General features: G+C 63.7%; 14 protein-coding genes. All 14 read left to right on the plus strand.

Annotated elements, in window-relative coordinates:
* Positions 1-47 precede the first annotated feature (47 nt).
* The 14 genes from NKI79_RS01565 (at position 48) to NKI79_RS01630 (ending at position 17,604) form a co-directional block, all read left to right on the plus strand.
* On the plus strand, positions 48-1,502 hold the full coding sequence (locus NKI79_RS01565; RefSeq protein WP_352799503.1) for a UDP-N-acetylmuramoyl-L-alanyl-D-glutamate--2,6-diaminopimelate ligase: 1,455 nt from the start codon (positions 48-50) through the stop codon (positions 1,500-1,502).
* A complete protein-coding gene (locus NKI79_RS01570; RefSeq protein WP_352799504.1) occupies positions 1,499-2,932 on the plus strand; it encodes a UDP-N-acetylmuramoylalanyl-D-glutamyl-2,6-diaminopimelate--D-alanyl-D-alanine ligase in 1,434 nt (477 codons plus the stop codon). Before NKI79_RS01565 ends, NKI79_RS01570 begins: the two co-directional genes overlap by 4 nt.
* Before the next feature lie 24 nt (positions 2,933-2,956).
* Positions 2,957-4,039 carry a phospho-N-acetylmuramoyl-pentapeptide-transferase gene (mraY, locus tag NKI79_RS01575; protein ID WP_254818991.1) on the plus strand — a complete coding sequence of 361 codons (1,083 nt, stop codon included), beginning with the start codon at positions 2,957-2,959 and terminating at the stop codon, positions 4,037-4,039.
* Positions 4,040-4,047: 8 nt separating this feature from the next.
* Complete coding sequence (murD, locus tag NKI79_RS01580; RefSeq protein WP_352799506.1) at positions 4,048-5,448, plus strand: UDP-N-acetylmuramoyl-L-alanine--D-glutamate ligase; 1,401 nt, start codon at positions 4,048-4,050, stop codon at positions 5,446-5,448.
* Entirely contained in the window at positions 5,448-6,599 is a 1,152-nt protein-coding gene (gene ftsW, locus NKI79_RS01585) for a putative lipid II flippase FtsW (RefSeq protein WP_352799508.1), read from the plus strand. Before murD ends, ftsW begins: the two co-directional genes overlap by 1 nt.
* Position 6,600: 1 nt before the next feature.
* Entirely contained in the window at positions 6,601-7,728 is a 1,128-nt protein-coding gene (gene murG / locus NKI79_RS01590; RefSeq protein ID WP_352799510.1) for an undecaprenyldiphospho-muramoylpentapeptide beta-N-acetylglucosaminyltransferase, read from the plus strand.
* A complete protein-coding gene (murC, locus tag NKI79_RS01595; RefSeq protein WP_254818988.1) occupies positions 7,725-9,131 on the plus strand; it encodes a UDP-N-acetylmuramate--L-alanine ligase in 1,407 nt (468 codons plus the stop codon). Before murG ends, murC begins: the two co-directional genes overlap by 4 nt.
* Positions 9,128-10,093 carry a UDP-N-acetylmuramate dehydrogenase gene (murB, locus tag NKI79_RS01600; RefSeq protein WP_352799512.1) on the plus strand — a complete coding sequence of 322 codons (966 nt, stop codon included), beginning with the start codon at positions 9,128-9,130 and terminating at the stop codon, positions 10,091-10,093. Before murC ends, murB begins: the two co-directional genes overlap by 4 nt.
* 312 nt (positions 10,094-10,405) lie before the next feature.
* On the plus strand, positions 10,406-11,332 hold the full coding sequence (locus tag NKI79_RS01605; protein WP_352475369.1) for a D-alanine--D-alanine ligase: 927 nt from the start codon (positions 10,406-10,408) through the stop codon (positions 11,330-11,332).
* Positions 11,320-12,261 (plus strand): cell division protein FtsQ/DivIB, encoded by a 942-nt coding sequence (locus tag NKI79_RS01610; RefSeq protein ID WP_254818985.1) that lies wholly within the window; start codon positions 11,320-11,322, stop codon positions 12,259-12,261. The genes NKI79_RS01605 and NKI79_RS01610 overlap by 13 nt, the downstream gene beginning before the upstream one ends.
* A complete protein-coding gene (ftsA, locus tag NKI79_RS01615; protein ID WP_352799514.1) occupies positions 12,258-13,565 on the plus strand; it encodes a cell division protein FtsA in 1,308 nt (435 codons plus the stop codon). The genes NKI79_RS01610 and ftsA overlap by 4 nt, the downstream gene beginning before the upstream one ends.
* A gap of 67 nt (positions 13,566-13,632) precedes the next feature.
* Positions 13,633-15,303: a cell division protein FtsZ gene (gene ftsZ, locus NKI79_RS01620; protein ID WP_254818983.1), complete on the plus strand. Its 1,671-nt coding sequence runs from the start codon at positions 13,633-13,635 to the stop codon at positions 15,301-15,303.
* Between the two features lie 279 nt (positions 15,304-15,582).
* Entirely contained in the window at positions 15,583-16,530 is a 948-nt protein-coding gene (gene lpxC / locus NKI79_RS01625; RefSeq protein WP_352799516.1) for a UDP-3-O-acyl-N-acetylglucosamine deacetylase, read from the plus strand.
* Between the two features lie 204 nt (positions 16,531-16,734).
* Positions 16,735-17,604 carry an outer membrane protein assembly factor BamD gene (locus NKI79_RS01630; protein WP_254818981.1) on the plus strand — a complete coding sequence of 290 codons (870 nt, stop codon included), beginning with the start codon at positions 16,735-16,737 and terminating at the stop codon, positions 17,602-17,604.
* The last annotated feature ends 7 nt before the right edge of the window (positions 17,605-17,611 follow it).

Below are 17,611 nucleotides of genomic sequence, written 5' to 3' on the forward strand. Positions count from 1 at the left end.
GGCGCGCCGGCAACTGCGCGCTATTTTGTTGCGATGAACGGGGTTCGATGAAGCTGAAAAATCTAGCCGGTATCCTGCCTGTCGATGGGACAGCTCCCTTCGACATGGAGGTTACAGGGATTTCGTCGGATTCCCGCCAGGTAACAGAGGGGGTTGTCTTTTTCGCGCTCACCGGCTCCAAGGCGGATGGCGCAGCCTATGCAGCCGACGCCGCAAGCCGCGGCGCTGCAGCGATCGTGGTCGGCAAGGGCAGTGTGGTCGCCGGGCTGCCAGTTCCGGTTCTTGTCGTAGACGATCCGCGCCTTGCGCTGGCGCAGAGTGCGGCCCGTTATTTCGGCAAGCAACCGCAAACCATGGTCGCGGTGACCGGAACCAGCGGCAAGACCTCGGTCGCCGCATTCACCCGGCAGATATGGGAGCAGGCGGGTTTCGCCGCCGCCTCGATCGGCACGACCGGCGTGGTGGCGCCGGGCCGCAACGAATATGGCTCGCTGACCACACCGGATCCGGTGGCACTGCACAGGCTGCTCAAGGAGCTGGCGGAGGCCGGCGTCACCCACGCCTCAATGGAGGCGTCCAGCCATGGCCTCGACCAGCGCCGGCTCGACGGCGTCAAGCTTACGGCCGGCGGCTTCACCAATCTCGGCCGCGACCATATGGACTATCATCCGACGGTCGAGGACTATCATCGCGCCAAATTGCGTCTGTTCGACGCGCTGCTGCCGAAGGGCGCGCCGGCCGTTATCTTTGCCGACGACCCGTGGTCGGAGCCGACGATCAAGGCGGCGCATGCAGCGGGACTGAACGTGCTGACGGTCGGACGCCACGGCGATTTCCTGCGGCTGAAGCGGGTCGAGCACGAGCGCCACCGCCAGCGCGCCGAGGTCGAAGCGGACGGCGTTCTCCATGAAGTCGACTTGCCGCTGGCTGGCGACTTCCAGATTGCAAATGCGCTGGTGTCGGCCGGCCTCGCCATTTCGACTGGAACATCTGTTGCCAAAGCGTTGATGGCGCTGGAGAAATTGAAGGGCGCGCCGGGACGGCTCGACCTTGTCGGGACGGCCGCCAACGGCGCGCCCGTCTATGTCGACTATGCTCATAAGCCGGATGCGCTGGAAAACGTGCTGGCTTCGGTGCGCCCCTTTACCACCGGCCGCGTCATCGTCGTATTCGGTTGCGGTGGCGACCGCGACCGGGGCAAGCGGCCGATCATGGGCGAGATCGCCACAAGGCTGGCCGATGTCGTCATCGTCACCGACGACAATCCCCGCTCGGAAGTCCCCGAGACGATCCGCGCCGCCATCCTGGCGGCTGCACCGGGGGCGATCGAGATCGGCGACCGGCGCAAGGCCATCCACCAGGCAGTCGGAATGCTTCACGCCGGCGATACGCTGATCGTGGCCGGCAAGGGCCATGAGGAAGGCCAGACCATCGGCGCCGAGACGCTGCATTTTTCCGATCATGAGGAAGTTCGCTCGGCGCTCAGGGAGCAAGCGGCGTGAGCTATCTGTGGACCTCCGAGGCGCTGGTTGCCGCCATGGATGGCCGGCCGCTCGGTCCGATGCCTGAAGGTATCGCCGGCATTTCCATCGACAGCCGCAGCCTGCAGCCGGGAGACGCCTTCTTCGCCATCAAGGGCGAGGCCATGGACGGCCATGATTTCGTCACCGCCGCCATCAAGGCGGGCGCCGGCGTGCTGGTCGTCGCCGAGGGCAAGCTGCCGTCGCTGGGGCGGCTGACGGCACCGATGATCGTCGTGGAGGATGTGCTCGTCGCGCTGGAAAAGCTCGGCGTTATGGCGCGCGCACGCTCAAAGGCGAGGGTGATTGCCGTGACCGGATCGGCGGGCAAGACCACCACCAAGGAAGCCCTGCGCCACGCTCTCTCCGCGGTCGGTACCGTGCATGCATCGGCCCAGTCGTTTAACAATCACTGGGGTGTGCCGCTGACGCTGGCGCGCATGCCGCAGGATTGCGATTTTGCCGTCTTCGAGATCGGCATGAACCATCCGGACGAGATCCGGCCTCTGGTCAAGATGGTCCGGCCGCATGTCGCCATCATCACGCTGATCGCGGCCGCTCACCTCGGCTTCTTCCGCAACCTGGACGAGATCGCCAAGGCTAAGGCAGAGGTTTTCGAGGGACTGGAACCCGGCGGTGCCGCCCTTCTCAACCGCGACGATGCGCGCTGGAAGCTGCTGGAGAAGATGGCGAAAGAGGCCGGCGTCGAGCATGTTTACGGATTCGGCGAGAATGCCCGGGCGACCTTCAAACTGATCAAATGCGAACTCGATGCCGATCATTCCGTGATAACCGCCAAGATTGGCGGGCATGAGGTCGTCGCCAGGATCGGCGCGCCGGGCCGCCATATGGTGCAGAATGTGCTGGCGGTGCTGGGTGCAGCGCATCTTGTCGGAGCCGACGTCACCAGGGTTGCGCAGGGGCTGGCCGATCTTTCGCCCGAACGCGGACGCGGCAAACGCTATATGTTGCGCCACCCCAAAGGGCCGATCACGCTGATCGACGAGAGCTACAACGCTAATCCGGCGTCGATGAGCGCTGCAATGGCGCTGCTTAACACGACGCCGGTGTCGGGCGAGGGCAGGCGCATTGCCGTGCTCGGCGATATGCTCGAGCTCGGCAGCCATTCGGCGAAATTGCATGCCGCCCTTGCCGACCTGATCATAGGCACCGACACGCGCACAGTTTTTCTCGGCGGCCCGGAAATGCGGGCGCTGGCCGACGTTTTGCCCGGCGAGATCAGGACGGAGTACCGCGCCGGCGCGGAAGATCTGAAACCGGTGCTTCTGTCGGAGTTGAGGCCGGGCGACGTAGTTATGATCAAATCGTCGAAAGGCATAGGCTTCTCAAAGCTGGTCGAGGCATTGCTCGGCAAATTTCCGGCGGAAGCCACAACCAGCAGACAGACCTAGGATCGGTCCGGGGGACGCAAGCGCATGTTAACACTGCTCGTCGAATTTGCGGACAAGATCTCGGTCTTCAACGTCTTCCGCTACATAACTTTCCGCACCGGCGGGGCGCTGATCACAGCGGCGCTGATCGTGTTCATCTTCGGACCGACCATCATCAATTCGCTGAGGCTGCGGCAAGGCAAGGGACAGCCGATCCGCGCCGATGGGCCACAGACGCATTTCAAAAAGGCGGGAACGCCGACCATGGGCGGGCTGATGATCCTGTCCGGCATCATCGGTTCGTCACTGCTTTGGGCGAACCTGTCGAGCATCTACGTCTGGGTGGTGATGCTGGTGACGCTGGGGTTCGGCTCGATCGGCTTTTACGACGACTACCTCAAGGTGACGAAGCAATCGCATCTCGGCTTTTCCGGCAAAGCGCGGCTGGGGCTCGAATTTGCCATCGCAGGCATCGCCGCCTGGGTGATCATGCATAACGGCCAGGCGCCGTTCTCGTCATCGTTGACATTCCCTTTCGCCAAGGAGTTTCTCGTCAATCTCGGCTGGTTCTTCATCCCGTTCTCGTGCTTCGTCATCGTCGGCGCCGGCAATGCGGTGAACCTGACCGACGGCCTCGACGGACTGGCGATTGTGCCGATCATGATCGCGGCGGCGTCCTTCGGCGTCATCGCCTATCTCTCCGGCAACGCGGTATTCGCCGAATATCTTCAGATCCATTTCGTGCCCGGTACCGGCGAACTGGCGGTGGTCCTTGGAGCGGTGATCGGCGCCGGACTCGGCTTCCTGTGGTTCAATGCGCCGCCGGCGGCCATCTTCATGGGCGATACCGGCTCGCTGGCGCTGGGCGGGCTGATCGGCACGGTCGCGGTGGCGACCAAGCACGAGATCGTGCTGGTCATCGTCGGAGGCCTGTTCGTTGTCGAGATATTCTCGGTCATCATCCAGGTCGGCTATTTCAAGATGACCGGCAAGCGCGTCTTCCTGATGGCGCCGATCCACCATCATTTCGAAAAGCTCGGCTGGACCGAAAGCCAGGTGGTGATCCGCTTCTGGATCATCGCCGTCATCCTGGCGCTGGTCGGCCTGTCGACCCTGAAGCTCAGATAGGAGGCCGCTTGATCCCCGCCGCATCTTTCTCAGGCAAGCGCGTTTCGCTCTTCGGGCTCGGCGGCTCGGGGATCGCCACGGCGCGCGCGCTGATCGAAGGCGGCGCAGATGTGCTGGCCTGGGACGACAATCCCGACAGCGTCGCCAAGGCTGGCGCGGTCGGTATTGCAACCGCAGACCTGCGCGGCGCGGACTGGGCGAGGTTTTCCGCCTTCGTGCTGTCGCCCGGCGTGCCGCTGACGCACCCGAAGCCGCACTGGACTGTCGAGCTCGCGCGGGGCTCCGGCGTCGAGATCATAGGCGATATCGAGCTTTTCTGCCGCGAGCGGACGGCGCGGGCGCCGGAAGCACCTTTCATTGCGATCACCGGTACCAACGGCAAGTCGACGACCACGGCATTGACGGCGCACATACTCAAGTCGGCCGGGCGCGACACGCAGATGGGCGGCAATATCGGCCGTGCGGTGATGACGCTCGATCCGCCGCAGCCCGAGCGGCACCATGTGGTTGAGTGCTCTTCCTACCAGATCGACCTTGCCCCCTCGATCAATCCGACGGCCGGCGTCCTGCTCAATCTGACGCCGGACCATCTCGACCGCCATGGCACGATGCAACACTACGCCTCGATCAAGGAGCGGCTGGTGGCCGGCAGCGAGACGGCAATCATCGGCGTCGACGATTCCTGGTGCGCCCAGATCGCCGACCGGCTGGAGCGGGCCGGCCGGCAGGTCATTCGGATTTCCAAGCGCCTGCCACTGACCGACGGTTATTTTGCCGACGGGACGAATTTAATGGAAGCCGTGCACGGACGCTACAGCCGGGTCGCCTTCCTCGAAGGCATCGGCTCGTTGCGCGGCCAGCACAATGCGCAGAATGCGCTGGCCGCCGCCGCCGCCTGCCTCAAGGTCGGGCTCGAGCTCGGCGAAATCCAATCCGGACTGGAGAGTTTCCCGGGGCTGGCGCACCGCATGGAGCAGGTCGGCCGCAAAGGGCATGTGCTGTTCGTCAACGATTCCAAGGCGACCAATGCCGATGCCGCTGCACCGGCGCTGTCGAGCTTTGCGCGTATCCATTGGATTGCCGGCGGCCTGCCGAAGGAGGGTGGCATCGAGCCCTTGCGCGGCTTCTTCCCGCGCATCGCCAAGGCCTATCTGATCGGCGAAGCTGCACCGGCCTTTTCGGCGACGCTGGGCGAGGCGGTGCCTTACGAGATCTCAGGCACGTTGGCCGCGGCAGTCGAACACGCCGCCCGTGATGCAGCCAGGGATGGTAGCGGCGAAGCGGTGGTGCTGCTGTCGCCGGCCTGCGCCAGTTTCGACCAGTTCAAGAATTTCGAAGTGCGCGGCGAGGCGTTCAGGCAGGCCGTAACCGCCATTGATGGCGTGATGCCCATCGGAGGGACACGATAATGCAAAGCCGTCTCGACAAAAGCCCGGTTGCGACCTGGTGGTGGACGATCGATCGCTGGTTCCTGGCGGCGTTCCTGTCGCTGATGGGGCTCGGCATCGTTTTGTCCTTCGCCGCAAGCCCGGCGGTGGCCGAGCGCATCGGGCTCGACAGTTTCCACTTCGCGACGCGCCAGATTATCTTCACCATTCCGGCACTTGGGGTGATGCTGGCTGTCTCGTTCCTTGGATCCAGGCAGATCCGGCGCATGGCGCTGGTCATGCTGTGCATCATGCTGTTTCTGATGGTGGCAGTGCTCTACATCGGCGTCGAGGTGAAGGGCGCGCGGCGCTGGGTGTCGCTTGCCGGCCTGTCGATCCAGCCATCCGAGTTCCTGAAACCGGCCTTCGTCATCATCTGCGCCTGGCTGTTCGCCGAGCACAAGCGGCAGCCCGACATTCCCGGCAATCTGTTCGCCATGTTGCTGCTTGCACTGGTTATCTCGCTGCTGGTGGCGCAGCCTGACCTGGGGCAGACCATGCTGGTGCTCGGCACCTGGGGGGTGATGTTCTTCATGGCCGGGTTGCCGTGGCTGTGGATCGTCGCGCTGGGTGCTGCCGGCGTTGGCGGCGTGTTCGCCGCCTATGCGGTGTTCCCGCACGTTGCCGGCCGCATCGACCGCTTCATGACCGGCGAGGGCGACACGTTCCAGGTCGACATGGGCCGCGAGGCGCTGATCAATGGCGGCTGGTTCGGCGTCGGGCCGGGCGAGGGTACCGTCAAGCGGGTCATCCCCGACAGCCACGCCGACTTCGTCTTCTCCGTCGCCGGCGAGGAATTCGGGTTGATCATGTGTTTCTTCATCATGTCCATCTTCGGCTTCATCGTGCTGCGCGGTCTCAACACGGCGCTCAAGGAGCAGGACGATTTCACCCGCTATGCGGTTGGCGGCCTGGTCACGGTCTTCGGCCTGCAGTCGGTCATCAACATGGCCGTCAATCTGCAGCTGATGCCGGCCAAGGGCATGACACTGCCGTTCATCTCCTACGGCGGCTCTTCGCAGATCGCGATCGCCATCTCGATGGGCATGGTGCTGGCGCTGACGCGCAAGCGCCCGGAAAAGCGCAAGCAGCTGGGCTTCATGCCATCGCCGCGTGCGATGCCGGCGGAGTGAGATGGCGAAGGGGGTCATCCTGCTGGCGGCAGGCGGCACGGGCGGACACCTGTTCCCGGCCGAGGCGTTGGCGCACGAACTGACCAGGCGCGGCTGGACGGTGCATCTGGCGACGGACGAGCGCGCTGAGCGCTTTACCGGGCAGTTCCCGGCAGCCGCCATCCATCCGATCCAGTCGGCGACGATGGGGTCGAAAAATCCTTTTGCCGTGCTCGCCGCGTTTTGGAAAATCTGGCGCGGGGTGCGGCAGGCATCGGCCGTCATCGCCAGCATCAAGCCCGCCATCGTGGTCGGCTTCGGCGGTTATCCGACACTGCCGCCGCTTTACGCGGCGACCCGGCGCAAGGTGCCGACGCTGATCCACGAGCAGAATGCGGTGATGGGCCGCGCCAACCGCGCGCTTGCCGGCCGCGTCGACGCCATTGCCGGTGGGTTCCTGCCTGAAGACAGCAGTGCCGCAGGCGCCAAGACGGTGACCACCGGCAATCCGGTCAGACCGCAAGTGCTGGAGGCGGCGAAGACACCTTATGCCGCATCGGCCGGCGAAGAGCCGTTCCGATTGCTGGTGTTTGGCGGCAGCCAAGGCGCGCAGTTCTTTTCCGACGCGGTGCCGGCGGCAATCGCCCGGCTTTCCGACGCACAGCGCAGGCGGCTGGCGATCACACAGCAGGCGCGCTTCGACGATGTGACGCGGGTGAAAGCCGCCTATGCCGCACTTGGCATTGGGGCCGAGGTGTCGCCGTTCTTCACCGACATGGCAAAGCGGCTGGCGGCGGCGCATCTGGTGATGTCGCGCTCCGGCGCATCGACCGTATCGGAAATCGCGGTGATCGGCCGGCCGGCGCTGCTGGTGCCCTATCCGCACGCGCTCGACCACGACCAGGCGGCGAATGCGGCGGCCCTTGCGGCAGCGGGCGGCGCCGAGGTGCATCCGCAATCCACGCTTTCGCCCGAGCACATTGCTGCGTTGATCGGGGCCCTGATGGATGATCCGGGCAGGGCGGCGACAATGGCCGCGGCGGCGAAATCATCCGGAAAACCGGATGCCGCGCGGTTGCTCGCCGATCTGACAGAGGCTATTGCGTCCAGGAAATCCGTTTCGGAATTCAGGAAGGAGACGCACGAATGAAGATGCCACAGACGATCGGCCTCGTGCATTTCATCGGCATTGGCGGCATCGGCATGAGCGGCATCGCCGAGGTGCTGCACAATCTCGGCTACAAGGTGCAAGGGTCCGACCAGGCCGACAGCGCCAATGTGCAGCGGCTGCGCGACAAGGGCATCGAATGCTTCGTCGGCCACCAGGCCGAAAACCTCGGCGAGGCCGAGGTGGTCGTCGTCTCCACCGCAATCAAGAAATCCAATCCGGAACTGAAGGCGGCGAGAGAGAAGTTGCTGCCGATCGTGCGGCGCGCCGAAATGCTAGCCGAGTTGATGCGGTTCCGCCAAGCGGTCGCGATCGGCGGCACGCATGGCAAGACGACGACGACTTCGATGGTGGCGACGCTACTCGAAGCCGGCGGGCTCGACCCGACGGTGATCAATGGCGGCATCATCAATGCCTATGGCACCAATGCCCGCATGGGCGACGGCGAATGGATGGTGGTCGAGGCCGACGAGAGCGACGGCACGTTCCTCAGGCTGCCGGCCGAGATTGCCGTCGTCACCAATATCGACCCCGAGCATCTCGATCATTACGGCTCCTTCGACAAAGTGCGCGAGGCGTTTCGTCAGTTCGTCGAGAATGTGCCGTTCTACGGCTTCGGCGTGATGTGCACCGACCATCCCGAGGTGCAGGCGCTGGTCGCCCGCATCGAGGACCGGCGCGTCATCACCTATGGCGAAAATGCGCAGGCCGACGTGCGCTTCACCAATCACCGCATGGACGGCCCGACCTCGGAATTCGACGTGGTGATCCGCGATCGCAAGACGCACGGCCAGATAACGATATCAGGTCTGCGGCTACCCATGCCCGGACGTCACAATGTCTCCAATGCGACGGCGGCGATTGCCGTCGCGCATGAGCTCGGCCTTTCGGCTGAGGCAATCAAGAAGGGCCTGTCGTCCTTCGCGGGCGTCAAGCGGCGCTTCACCCATACCGGTTCGTGGAACGGTGTCGATGTGTTCGACGATTACGGTCATCATCCGGTCGAGATCACGGCGGTACTGAAGGCTGCGCGCAGCGCCACCAAGGGCCGCATCATCGCCGTTACCCAACCGCACCGCTTCACCCGGCTGCGCGATCTGTTCGACGAGTTTTCCGTCTGCTTCAACGACGCCGATACGGTAATGGTGGCGCCCGTCTATGCGGCCGGCGAGGAACCGATCGACGGCGTTACGTCCGACGCACTGGTGTCGCGCATCCGCTCCGGCGGCCATCGCGACGCACGCTACATCGAAGGTCCGGCGGCGATCGGGCCGATCGTTCGCGAGGTGGCGAAGCCGGGCGATTTCGTCGTTTTCCTCGGCGCCGGCAACATCACCCAATGGGCCTATGCGCTGCCCAGGGAACTCGGCGGGACCATCTCATGATGCGCGGCCAGGCGTTGATCGAGAAGCTTGGCGACCGGCTTGCCGGACTGCGCGGCCGCATCACGCCCAATGCCGAGATGGACAAGATCACCTGGTTCCGAGCCGGCGGGCTCGCCGACGCATTGTTCCAGCCGGCCGACGAGGACGATCTTGCCGCGTTCCTGAAGGCGGTGCCCGAGGAAATACCACTGACCACCGTCGGCGTCGGCTCGAACCTGCTTGTCCGTGACGGCGGCATTGCGGGCTTCGTCATCCGGCTTTCGGCCAAAGGCTTTGGCGAGACCGAAGTGATTGCGCCGACCATGATCAAGGCGGGCGCCGCAACGCCCGACAAGCGTCTTGCGGCCGTTGCCTACGAGGCCGGCATTGGTGGCTTTCACTTCTACCACGGCATTCCCGGCGCCATTGGCGGAGCGCTGAGGATGAACGCCGGCGCCAATGGCGTCGAGACACGCGAGCGTGTGGTCGAGGTGCGGGCACTCGACCGCAAGGGCAATGTTCATACGCTGAGCAATGCCGACATGGGCTATGCCTATCGCCATTCAGCGGCGCCGTCGGGGCTGATCTTCACATCGGCGCTGCTCGAAGGCGTTCCCGAGGACAAGGCGGCGATCAAGGCCGCGATGGATGCTGTCCAGAACCATCGCGAGACCGTGCAGCCGATCCGCGAAAAAACCGGAGGCTCGACCTTCAAGAATCCCGAGGGCACCTCGGCCTGGAAGGAAATCGACAAGGCCGGCTGCCGCGGCCTGATGGTCGGCGGGGCGCAGATGTCGCCGATGCATTGCAACTTCATGATCAACACCGGAACCGCCACCGGCTACGAGCTTGAATATCTCGGCGAGACGGTGCGTGCGCGCGTGCTCGAAAAATCAGGCATCCGGCTGCAGTGGGAGATCAAGCGCATCGGTAATTTTCGGCCGGGCCACGCGGTCCAGGAATTTCTCGGGCAGTTGCTTTAGGCAAGTCCACCGCCGTTGCTTTTCGGACTCATGAATTCACATTTTGCTGCCGTTTTTGCGGAAAGTGAATCCATCGGAATCGTAAGCACTTGCCAGCGAATCAACTCTCTGATTCTCTGCCCTGAAGCGTTTCCTGATTTGAGTCGTTTCGACGCGTTGCTCGCGTTTCCGTCTGGGGGGCAACCTGCCGGGAGACTCGGACTCAATGTTGCGGAAACACGGAGCGAAGTTGCTTGGCGCGTGTGAGTGTGCGCGATGCTTTTCGGGTCGTGCACGATAGTGCAGGCCTGCTGTGAGAGGAAATGACGGGGAATGACAAGCAAGCACGTGGCCGTCCTTCTGGGAGGATTCTCGTCCGAGCGGCCCGTGTCCTTGTCGTCGGGCAAAGCCTGCGCCGATGCGCTCGAGGGAGAGGGCTACCAGGTCACCCGCGTCGACGTCTCGCGCGACATCGGCTCGGTGCTCGGCGCGCTCAAGCCTGACGTCGTCTTCAACGCACTGCACGGCCCTTTCGGCGAGGACGGCACCATCCAGGGCATCCTCGAGTACCTCGCCATTCCATACACCCATTCGGGCGTGCTTGCCTCGGCGCTCGCGATGAACAAGGAACAGGCCAAGAAGGTCGCCAAGGCGGCCGGCATTCCGGTGGCGGAATCGAAGGTGGCCAATCGCTTCGCCATCCAGAACAAGCACCCGATGAAGCCGCCCTATGTGGTCAAGCCGGTCAACGAAGGGTCGAGCTTCGGTGTCGTCATCGTGCACGAAGGCCAGTCGCATCCGCCGCAGATCATCGGCTCGTCCGAGTGGAGATACGGCGATACGGTCATGGTCGAGCGTTATGTGCACGGGCGGGAATTGACCTGCGCGGTGATGGGCGATGTGGCGCTCGGTGTCTGCGAGATCATCCCGACCGGCCATTCCTTCTACGACTATGATTCAAAATACGTCGCGGGAGGATCAAAACACGAATGCCCGGCAAAACTTTCACCGAATATTTACCAAAAAATACAGACACTGGCACTCAAGGCTCATCAAGCTATCGGCTGTCGGGGCGTTTCCCGATCGGACTTCCGTTATGACGATCGTCACTCCGAAAACGGCGAAATTGTCTGGCTCGAGGTCAACACCCAGCCGGGCATGACGCCGACGTCTTTGGTGCCGGAAATCGCCGCGCAAGCGGGACACTCGTTCGGCGATTTGTTGAGTTGGATGGTGGAGGACGCTTCGTGTCTGCGTTGAAGTGGGGACAGGGCAGGGGGAAGGGCGCGGCCGGGCCGGCGCTGTTCGGCATGCCGTTGTCGTTCGACCATTTCGTGCTGCCGCGCCTGCTCCGCCGGCCGGTGCGCGTGCTGGCGCGCCTCGGCGAGGGCGACTTCGAAGCGCCGCCCTATTGCGCTGCCATGCTGTCGGCGGCATTGCTTATTTCGAGCAGTGCCTATGGCGCTTATCTCGGCGGACATGCCGACGCCATCGTCCAGAGTGTCACCGCCCGAACCGGCTTTGCCGTCGATCAGGTCAAGGTCGTCGGCAACCGCGAAACATCCGAGATCGATATTCTCGACAGGCTGGAACTCGACGGCTGGACCTCGCTGATCGGCTTCGACGCCGAAACCGCGCGCGAACGCATCACCACGCTACCCTGGGTCGAAGCCGCGGCAGTGCGCAAGGTCTACCCGCATACGCTGGAAGTGCGCGTCGAGGAGCGCGAGCCGTTCGCGCTGTGGCAGCAAGGCAGCGCGCTTTCGGTCATCGAGAAATCCGGCGCCGTCATTGCGCCGTTCTCCGGCGGCAAGCAGATATTGCTGCCGCTGATCATCGGCACCGGCGCACCGGCCAAAGCGCCGGATTTCCTGGCGAAGATCAAGAATTATCCGGAGCTCGCCGCGCGGATCAAGGGCTATATCCGCATCGGCGAACGGCGCTGGGATCTCAAGCTTGAAAACGGCATCACGATCAAACTTCCCGAAGACGGCGAGGACCAGGCGATTGCCGACCTGGTCAGGATGGACCACGAGAACGGGCTTTTGACGCGCGACATCGCTGCCGTCGACATGCGCCTTTCCGATCGTCTGGTCGTCCAGCTGACGCCGGAGGCGGCGACACAGCGCCAGGCCGCGCTCAACGAAAAGCCCAAGATGCTGAAGCGCAAGCCGGAGACGAAAATATGAGCTGGCTTGGCGGCAATAGCGATGCTTCGGCGCGCCGGTCCGGCATCTTGACGGTGCTGGATGTCGGCTCCAGCAAGGTCTGCTGCGTGGTGGCCAAGCTCAAGCCGCGCGAGGATGGCAAGCTGCTGCGCGGACGCTCGCATCGCGTCCAGGTGATCGGCATTGGCCACCAGAAATCGCAAGGCGTGAAATCGGGCGTCGTTATCGATCTCGACCGCGCCGAGCACGCCATCCGTCTTGCCGTCGACGCCGCGGAACGCATGGCGGGACTGACGGTCGATTCGCTGATCGTCAACATGAGTGCCGGCCGGCTGAAGAGCGAGGCTTTTTCGGCCACCATCAATCTCGGCGGCCATGAGGCCGACGAGGCCGACATCAAGCGCGTGCTTGCCGCCGGCGCCAAGCAGGCGCTGCGGGCCGAGCGCGAGGTGATCCATTCGCTTCCCGTAGCCTTTTCTCTGGATGCCGAGCGCGGCGTGCGCGATCCGCGCGGCATGGTTGGCGACCAGCTTGGCGTCGACATGCACGTGCTGACGGGCGACGCGGCGCCTTTGCGCAATCTTGAGCTCTGCATCAACCGCTCGCATCTGTCGGTCGAGCGCATGGTGGCGACGCCTTATGCCAGCGGGCTTGCCGCGCTGGTCGACGACGAGCTCGAAATGGGCGCGGCCTGCATCGACATGGGCGGCGGCACGACGACGATCTCGGTATTTTCGGAAGGCAAGTTCGTCCACGGCGACGCCATCGCGATCGGCGGCAACCACGTCACGCTGGATATGGCCAAGGGCCTGTCGACCTCGCTCGATGCCGCCGAAAGGCTGAAAGTGATGCATGGCTCGGCGCTGCCTGGCAGTGCCGACGACCGCGACCTGGTTTCCATCCATCCGATCGGCGAGGACGGCGAGGTGCCGTTGCAGATCCCGCGCTCCGTGATGACACGCATCATCCGCGCCCGCATCGACGAGACGCTGGAATTGTTGCGCGACCGCCTGAACAAGTCCGGCTACGGCAATGCCGTCGGCAAGCGTGTGGTGCTGACCGGCGGCGCCAGCCAGCTTGCCGGCCTGCCCGAAGCAGCACGCCGCATTCTCGGCCGCAATGTGCGCATTGGCCGCCCGCTTGGCGTGGCAGGCCTGCCCGAGGCGGCCAAGGGGCCGGCTTTTTCGACGCCCGTCGGGCTTCTGATCTACCCGCAGATGGCGAGCTTCGAGAGCCGCCCGGCGAAGGGAATTTCCGGTCTTCGGATGACCGGAACAGGCGGAAAACTGCATCGAATGAGTCAGTGGTTGAGAGACAGTTTTTAATTTGACGGGGACAGCCCCATAGGCGGCCGCGGCGGCGAAGCGGCGGGAAAGGCAAAGGACGAAGACAATGACCATCAATCTGCAGAAGCCGGACATCACCGAGCTCAAGCCGCGCATCACCGTGTTCGGTGTCGGCGGCGGCGGCGGCAATGCCGTCAACAACATGATCACCGCCGGCTTGCGCGGCGTCGAGTTCGTGGTGGCCAACACCGACGCACAGGCACTGACGATGTCGAAGGCCGAGCGGCTGATCCAGCTCGGCGCGCATGTCACCGAGGGTCTCGGCGCCGGATCGCAGCCTGAAGTCGGGCGCGCGGCGGCGGAAGAGTGCATCGACGAGATCATCGATCATCTCTCCAACACGCATATGTGCTTCGTCACTGCCGGCATGGGCGGCGGCACCGGCACCGGGGCGGCTCCCGTCGTTGCCCGCGCTGCCCGCGAAAAGGGTATCCTTACCGTCGGCGTCGTCACCAAGCCGTTCCACTTCGAAGGCCAGCGCCGCATGAAGACGGCCGACATGGGTATCGAGGAACTACAGAAATGCGTCGACACCCTGATCGTCATTCCCAACCAGAACCTGTTCCGGCTGGCCAATGACAAGACCACCTTCGCCGATGCCTTCGCCATGGCCGACCAGGTGCTCTATTCGGGCGTTGCCTGCATTACCGACCTGATGGTCAAGGAAGGCCTGATCAATCTCGACTTCGCCGACGTCCGCTCGGTCATGCGCGAAATGGGCAAGGCGATGATGGGAACCGGCGAGGCTTCGGGCGAGGGCCGCGCAATGGCCGCGGCTGAAGCCGCCATCGCCAACCCGCTGCTCGACGAGACCTCGATGAAGGGCGCCAAGGGCCTGCTGATCTCGATCACCGGCGGCCGCGACCTGACCCTGTTCGAAGTCGATGAGGCCGCAACCCGCATTCGCGAAGAGGTCGATCAGGACGCCAACATCATTCTGGGCGCCACCTTCGACGAGGAACTCGAAGGCGTTATCCGCGTGTCGGTGGTCGCCACCGGCATCGACAAATCGGCGGCCGAAATCGCTGCCGCGCCGATCGCCATCCGCGCGGCTCCGCCGAAGCCGGTCAGCCGCCCGGCGGCCCAGGTCACGGAAATGCGCCCGGCGCCTGTCCAGCAACCGATCTATGAACCACGTGCTGCCGATCCGGTCGCCGAGGCCATTCAGCTCGCCGAGGCGAATGCGGCAGCGATGGCGCAGGCCCGCCCGGCACCGGTCGCCCATGCGGAAGACTTCCGCCCGCAGAGCAAGATCTTCCAGGCGCCTCCCGCTCAGCCGCAGCCCATGATGCAGCCGGCGGTTCAGCAAGCGATGCAGCCAGCTCCGCATCGTGAAATGCCGCAGCCGGTTGCCGCGGCACCCCAGCGCATGCCGCGGGTCGAGGATTTCCCGCCGCAGGTGAAGGCCGAAGTGGAAGCCAAGGCCCGCCCCGCCGACCACGAGAACAGCGGCCCGATGGGCTTGCTCAAGCGCCTGACCAACGGCTTGACCCGCCGCGAAGAGGAGCCTGCAAGACTGCAGCCGGCGCAGCCTCGCGAACCGAAACTGCGCCAGGCGCCGGCGGAAGTGCGCCGCCTAGCCAGCCAGGATCCGCAGCTTTATGCACCGCGCCGCGGCCAGCTGGACGAGCAGGGCCGGCTGACGCCGCAGAGCCGGGCTGTCCAGGAAGACGATCAGTTGGAGATTCCCGCCTTCCTGCGCCGACAGGCCAATTGATCTGTTAACGGTTCGTAACAGTTGTTAACAGGCGAGCAGGAAGCTGTTCGCCTGTTAATATTAAAAGCACTTTTAAAACAGAGGCTTACGGGATAATCCCGCGCTGGGCCGCGGTTACAACGAGTAAGAAACCGTGATTTGGAGTCTCTCTGCGGGACCATTATCTTCGCCACCGACCAAAGTCGGTTTGCTGGGAGTCTCGGGGAAGTGGCCCTGCCTGCCGATCAATTAAGAGCCGCGCCCTCAGGGCAGATGAAGCGGACCTAGGCAGTACGGGCTATGGGGATTGTTTTGCACGACTATCAGACGACACTTAAATCGCGTGCGACGCTGACCGGCATCGGCGTTCACAGTGGCAATCCGGTCACTGTCCATTTCCTGCCGGCAGACGCCGATACGGGTGTCGTCTTCCAGCTTTCGAATGCAAACGGAAGCCACGACTTTCGCGCGCTCGTTTCCGAGGTCGGTGCCACCGACCTCTGCACCATGCTCGGCGATCCGCAAGGCGAGCACATCGCCACGGTCGAGCATCTGATGGCGACGCTTTTCGGCCTTGGGATCGACAATCTCGTCATCGAAATCGATGGCCATGAGGTGCCTATCCTCGACGGTAGCGCAGTGATGTTCGTCGAGGCCATTGACCAGGCAGGCATCGAAACGCTGCCGGTCAAGCGTCGCTACATCAGGGTGGTCAAGCCGGTTCGTATCGAGAACGGCGCCTGCTGGGCGGAGTTCCGGCCCTATGACGGCACGCGCTTCGAGATCGAGATCGATTTCGAAAGCCCGGCGATCGGGCGCCAGCTTTTTGCATCCGACATGAACGCCGACATTTTCCGGCGTGACGTCGCGCGGGCCCGCACTTTCGGTTTCATGAAGGACGTCGAGCGGCTGTGGGCGGCCGGCTATGCGCTCGGCTCCTCGTTGGAAAACTCCCTGGTGATCGGCGACGACAACCGCGTGATCAACATGGGAGGCCTGCGCTATCCCAACGAGTTCGCGCGCCACAAGACGATGGATGCGATGGGCGATCTGGCGCTCGCCGGCGCCCGGTTCATCGGCTGCTTCCGCTCCTATCGTGGTGGCCACAGGCTGAACGCCGCTGCGCTGCGCCGTCTCTTGTCGGACCGTTCGGCTTTCGAGATCGTCGAGACGACGCGCCGCGAGCGTGGGCGTACTGCGGAGATGAGCGCCGTCAACGCACCCCTCTATGCGCCCTGGATGATCTGATTCTTAAGGTCTTACGGCCCACGTTGCGGTCAGGCTGTGTTGCATGGATGCATCACTGGCCGGCCAAATTACACAGCTTTCCAGGTGGCGCCAAACCGCCACAAAAATGTGCGATTGGCCGGGGATAGCGTTGCCGGGCAAGGCAATTATGGTTTATGGCTGCTGCCGTCGACTGAAATGACGCCGAAAGGGCGGAATCCAAACATGTTTTTCAAGCGAGTTGGTCAATCGAAGGCGCTGCGGCGGGCTGTTTTCCTGGCGCTTTCGGTGGTCGTTCCATCGCTGTTTCTGTCGGCCTGCATGTCGTCCGAGAAGGACGTCGACCTTTCGACCTATGTCGATCAGACCGAGCCGGCCGACGTGCTTTACAATCAGGGTCTCGCCAATCTGAATGCCGGGCGACTGCAGGAGGCAAGCCGCAAGTTCGATGCCGTCGACCGCCAGCATCCATATTCCGAATTCGCCCGCAAATCGATGGTGATGGGTGCCTTTGCCGACTACCGTCAGGGCAATTACGATGAGGCGATCGGTTCGGCCAAGCGCTACCTGACCCTCTACCCGTCGACCGACGATGCAGCCTATGCCCAATATATTATCGGGCTGAGCTACTACCGCCAGATCAAGGACGTCACCCAGGACCAGAAGGAAGCGCGTCTTACCGCGCAGACGATGCAGGACCTGGTGACGCGCTGGCCGACTTCCGAATATGTCGACGATGCCAAGGAGAAGATCCGCTTCGCCAACGATCAGCTCGCCGGCAAGGAGATGCAGATCGGCCGCTACTATCTCGAGCGCCGCGAATACATCGCGGCCGTCAAACGGTTCCGCAACGTCGTGGAGAACTATTCCAACACACGCCATGTCGAGGAAGCGCTGGCGCGTCTTACCGAGAGCTACTATGCGATGGGGCTGACGTCGGAAGCGCAGACCGCTGCGGCCGTGCTCGGCACCAACTATCCCGACAGCCAGTGGTACAAGGACTCCTACAAGCTCCTGCAGAGTGGTGGGCTCGAGCCGCGCGAGAATGCCGGGTCGTGGATCTCCAAGGCCGGGAAGCTGATCACCGGCGCCTGAGCGGCGC

Source organism: Mesorhizobium sp. M0340, from assembly GCF_040321535.1.
In the GTDB taxonomy this organism is placed as follows: Bacteria; Pseudomonadota; Alphaproteobacteria; order Rhizobiales; family Rhizobiaceae; genus Mesorhizobium.

Bases quoted from the DNA above. Each gene is read 5' to 3' on its own strand.
- murG (WP_352799510.1), top strand. From the start codon at position 6,601: ATGGCGAAGGGGGTCATCCTGCTGGCGGCAGGCGGCACGGGCGGACAC.
- mraY (WP_254818991.1), top strand. From the start codon at position 2,957: ATGTTAACACTGCTCGTCGAATTTGCGGACAAGATCTCGGTCTTCAAC.
- murB (WP_352799512.1), top strand. From the start codon at position 9,128: ATGATGCGCGGCCAGGCGTTGATCGAGAAGCTTGGCGACCGGCTTGCC.
- NKI79_RS01605 (WP_352475369.1), top strand. From the start codon at position 10,406: ATGACAAGCAAGCACGTGGCCGTCCTTCTGGGAGGATTCTCGTCCGAG.
- lpxC (WP_352799516.1), top strand. From the start codon at position 15,583: ATGGGGATTGTTTTGCACGACTATCAGACGACACTTAAATCGCGTGCG.
- ftsZ (WP_254818983.1), top strand. From the start codon at position 13,633: ATGACCATCAATCTGCAGAAGCCGGACATCACCGAGCTCAAGCCGCGC.
- ftsA (WP_352799514.1), top strand. From the start codon at position 12,258: ATGAGCTGGCTTGGCGGCAATAGCGATGCTTCGGCGCGCCGGTCCGGC.
- ftsW (WP_352799508.1), top strand. From the start codon at position 5,448: ATGCAAAGCCGTCTCGACAAAAGCCCGGTTGCGACCTGGTGGTGGACG.
- NKI79_RS01630 (WP_254818981.1), top strand. From the start codon at position 16,735: ATGTTTTTCAAGCGAGTTGGTCAATCGAAGGCGCTGCGGCGGGCTGTT.
- NKI79_RS01565 (WP_352799503.1), top strand. From the start codon at position 48: ATGAAGCTGAAAAATCTAGCCGGTATCCTGCCTGTCGATGGGACAGCT.
- murC (WP_254818988.1), top strand. From the start codon at position 7,725: ATGAAGATGCCACAGACGATCGGCCTCGTGCATTTCATCGGCATTGGC.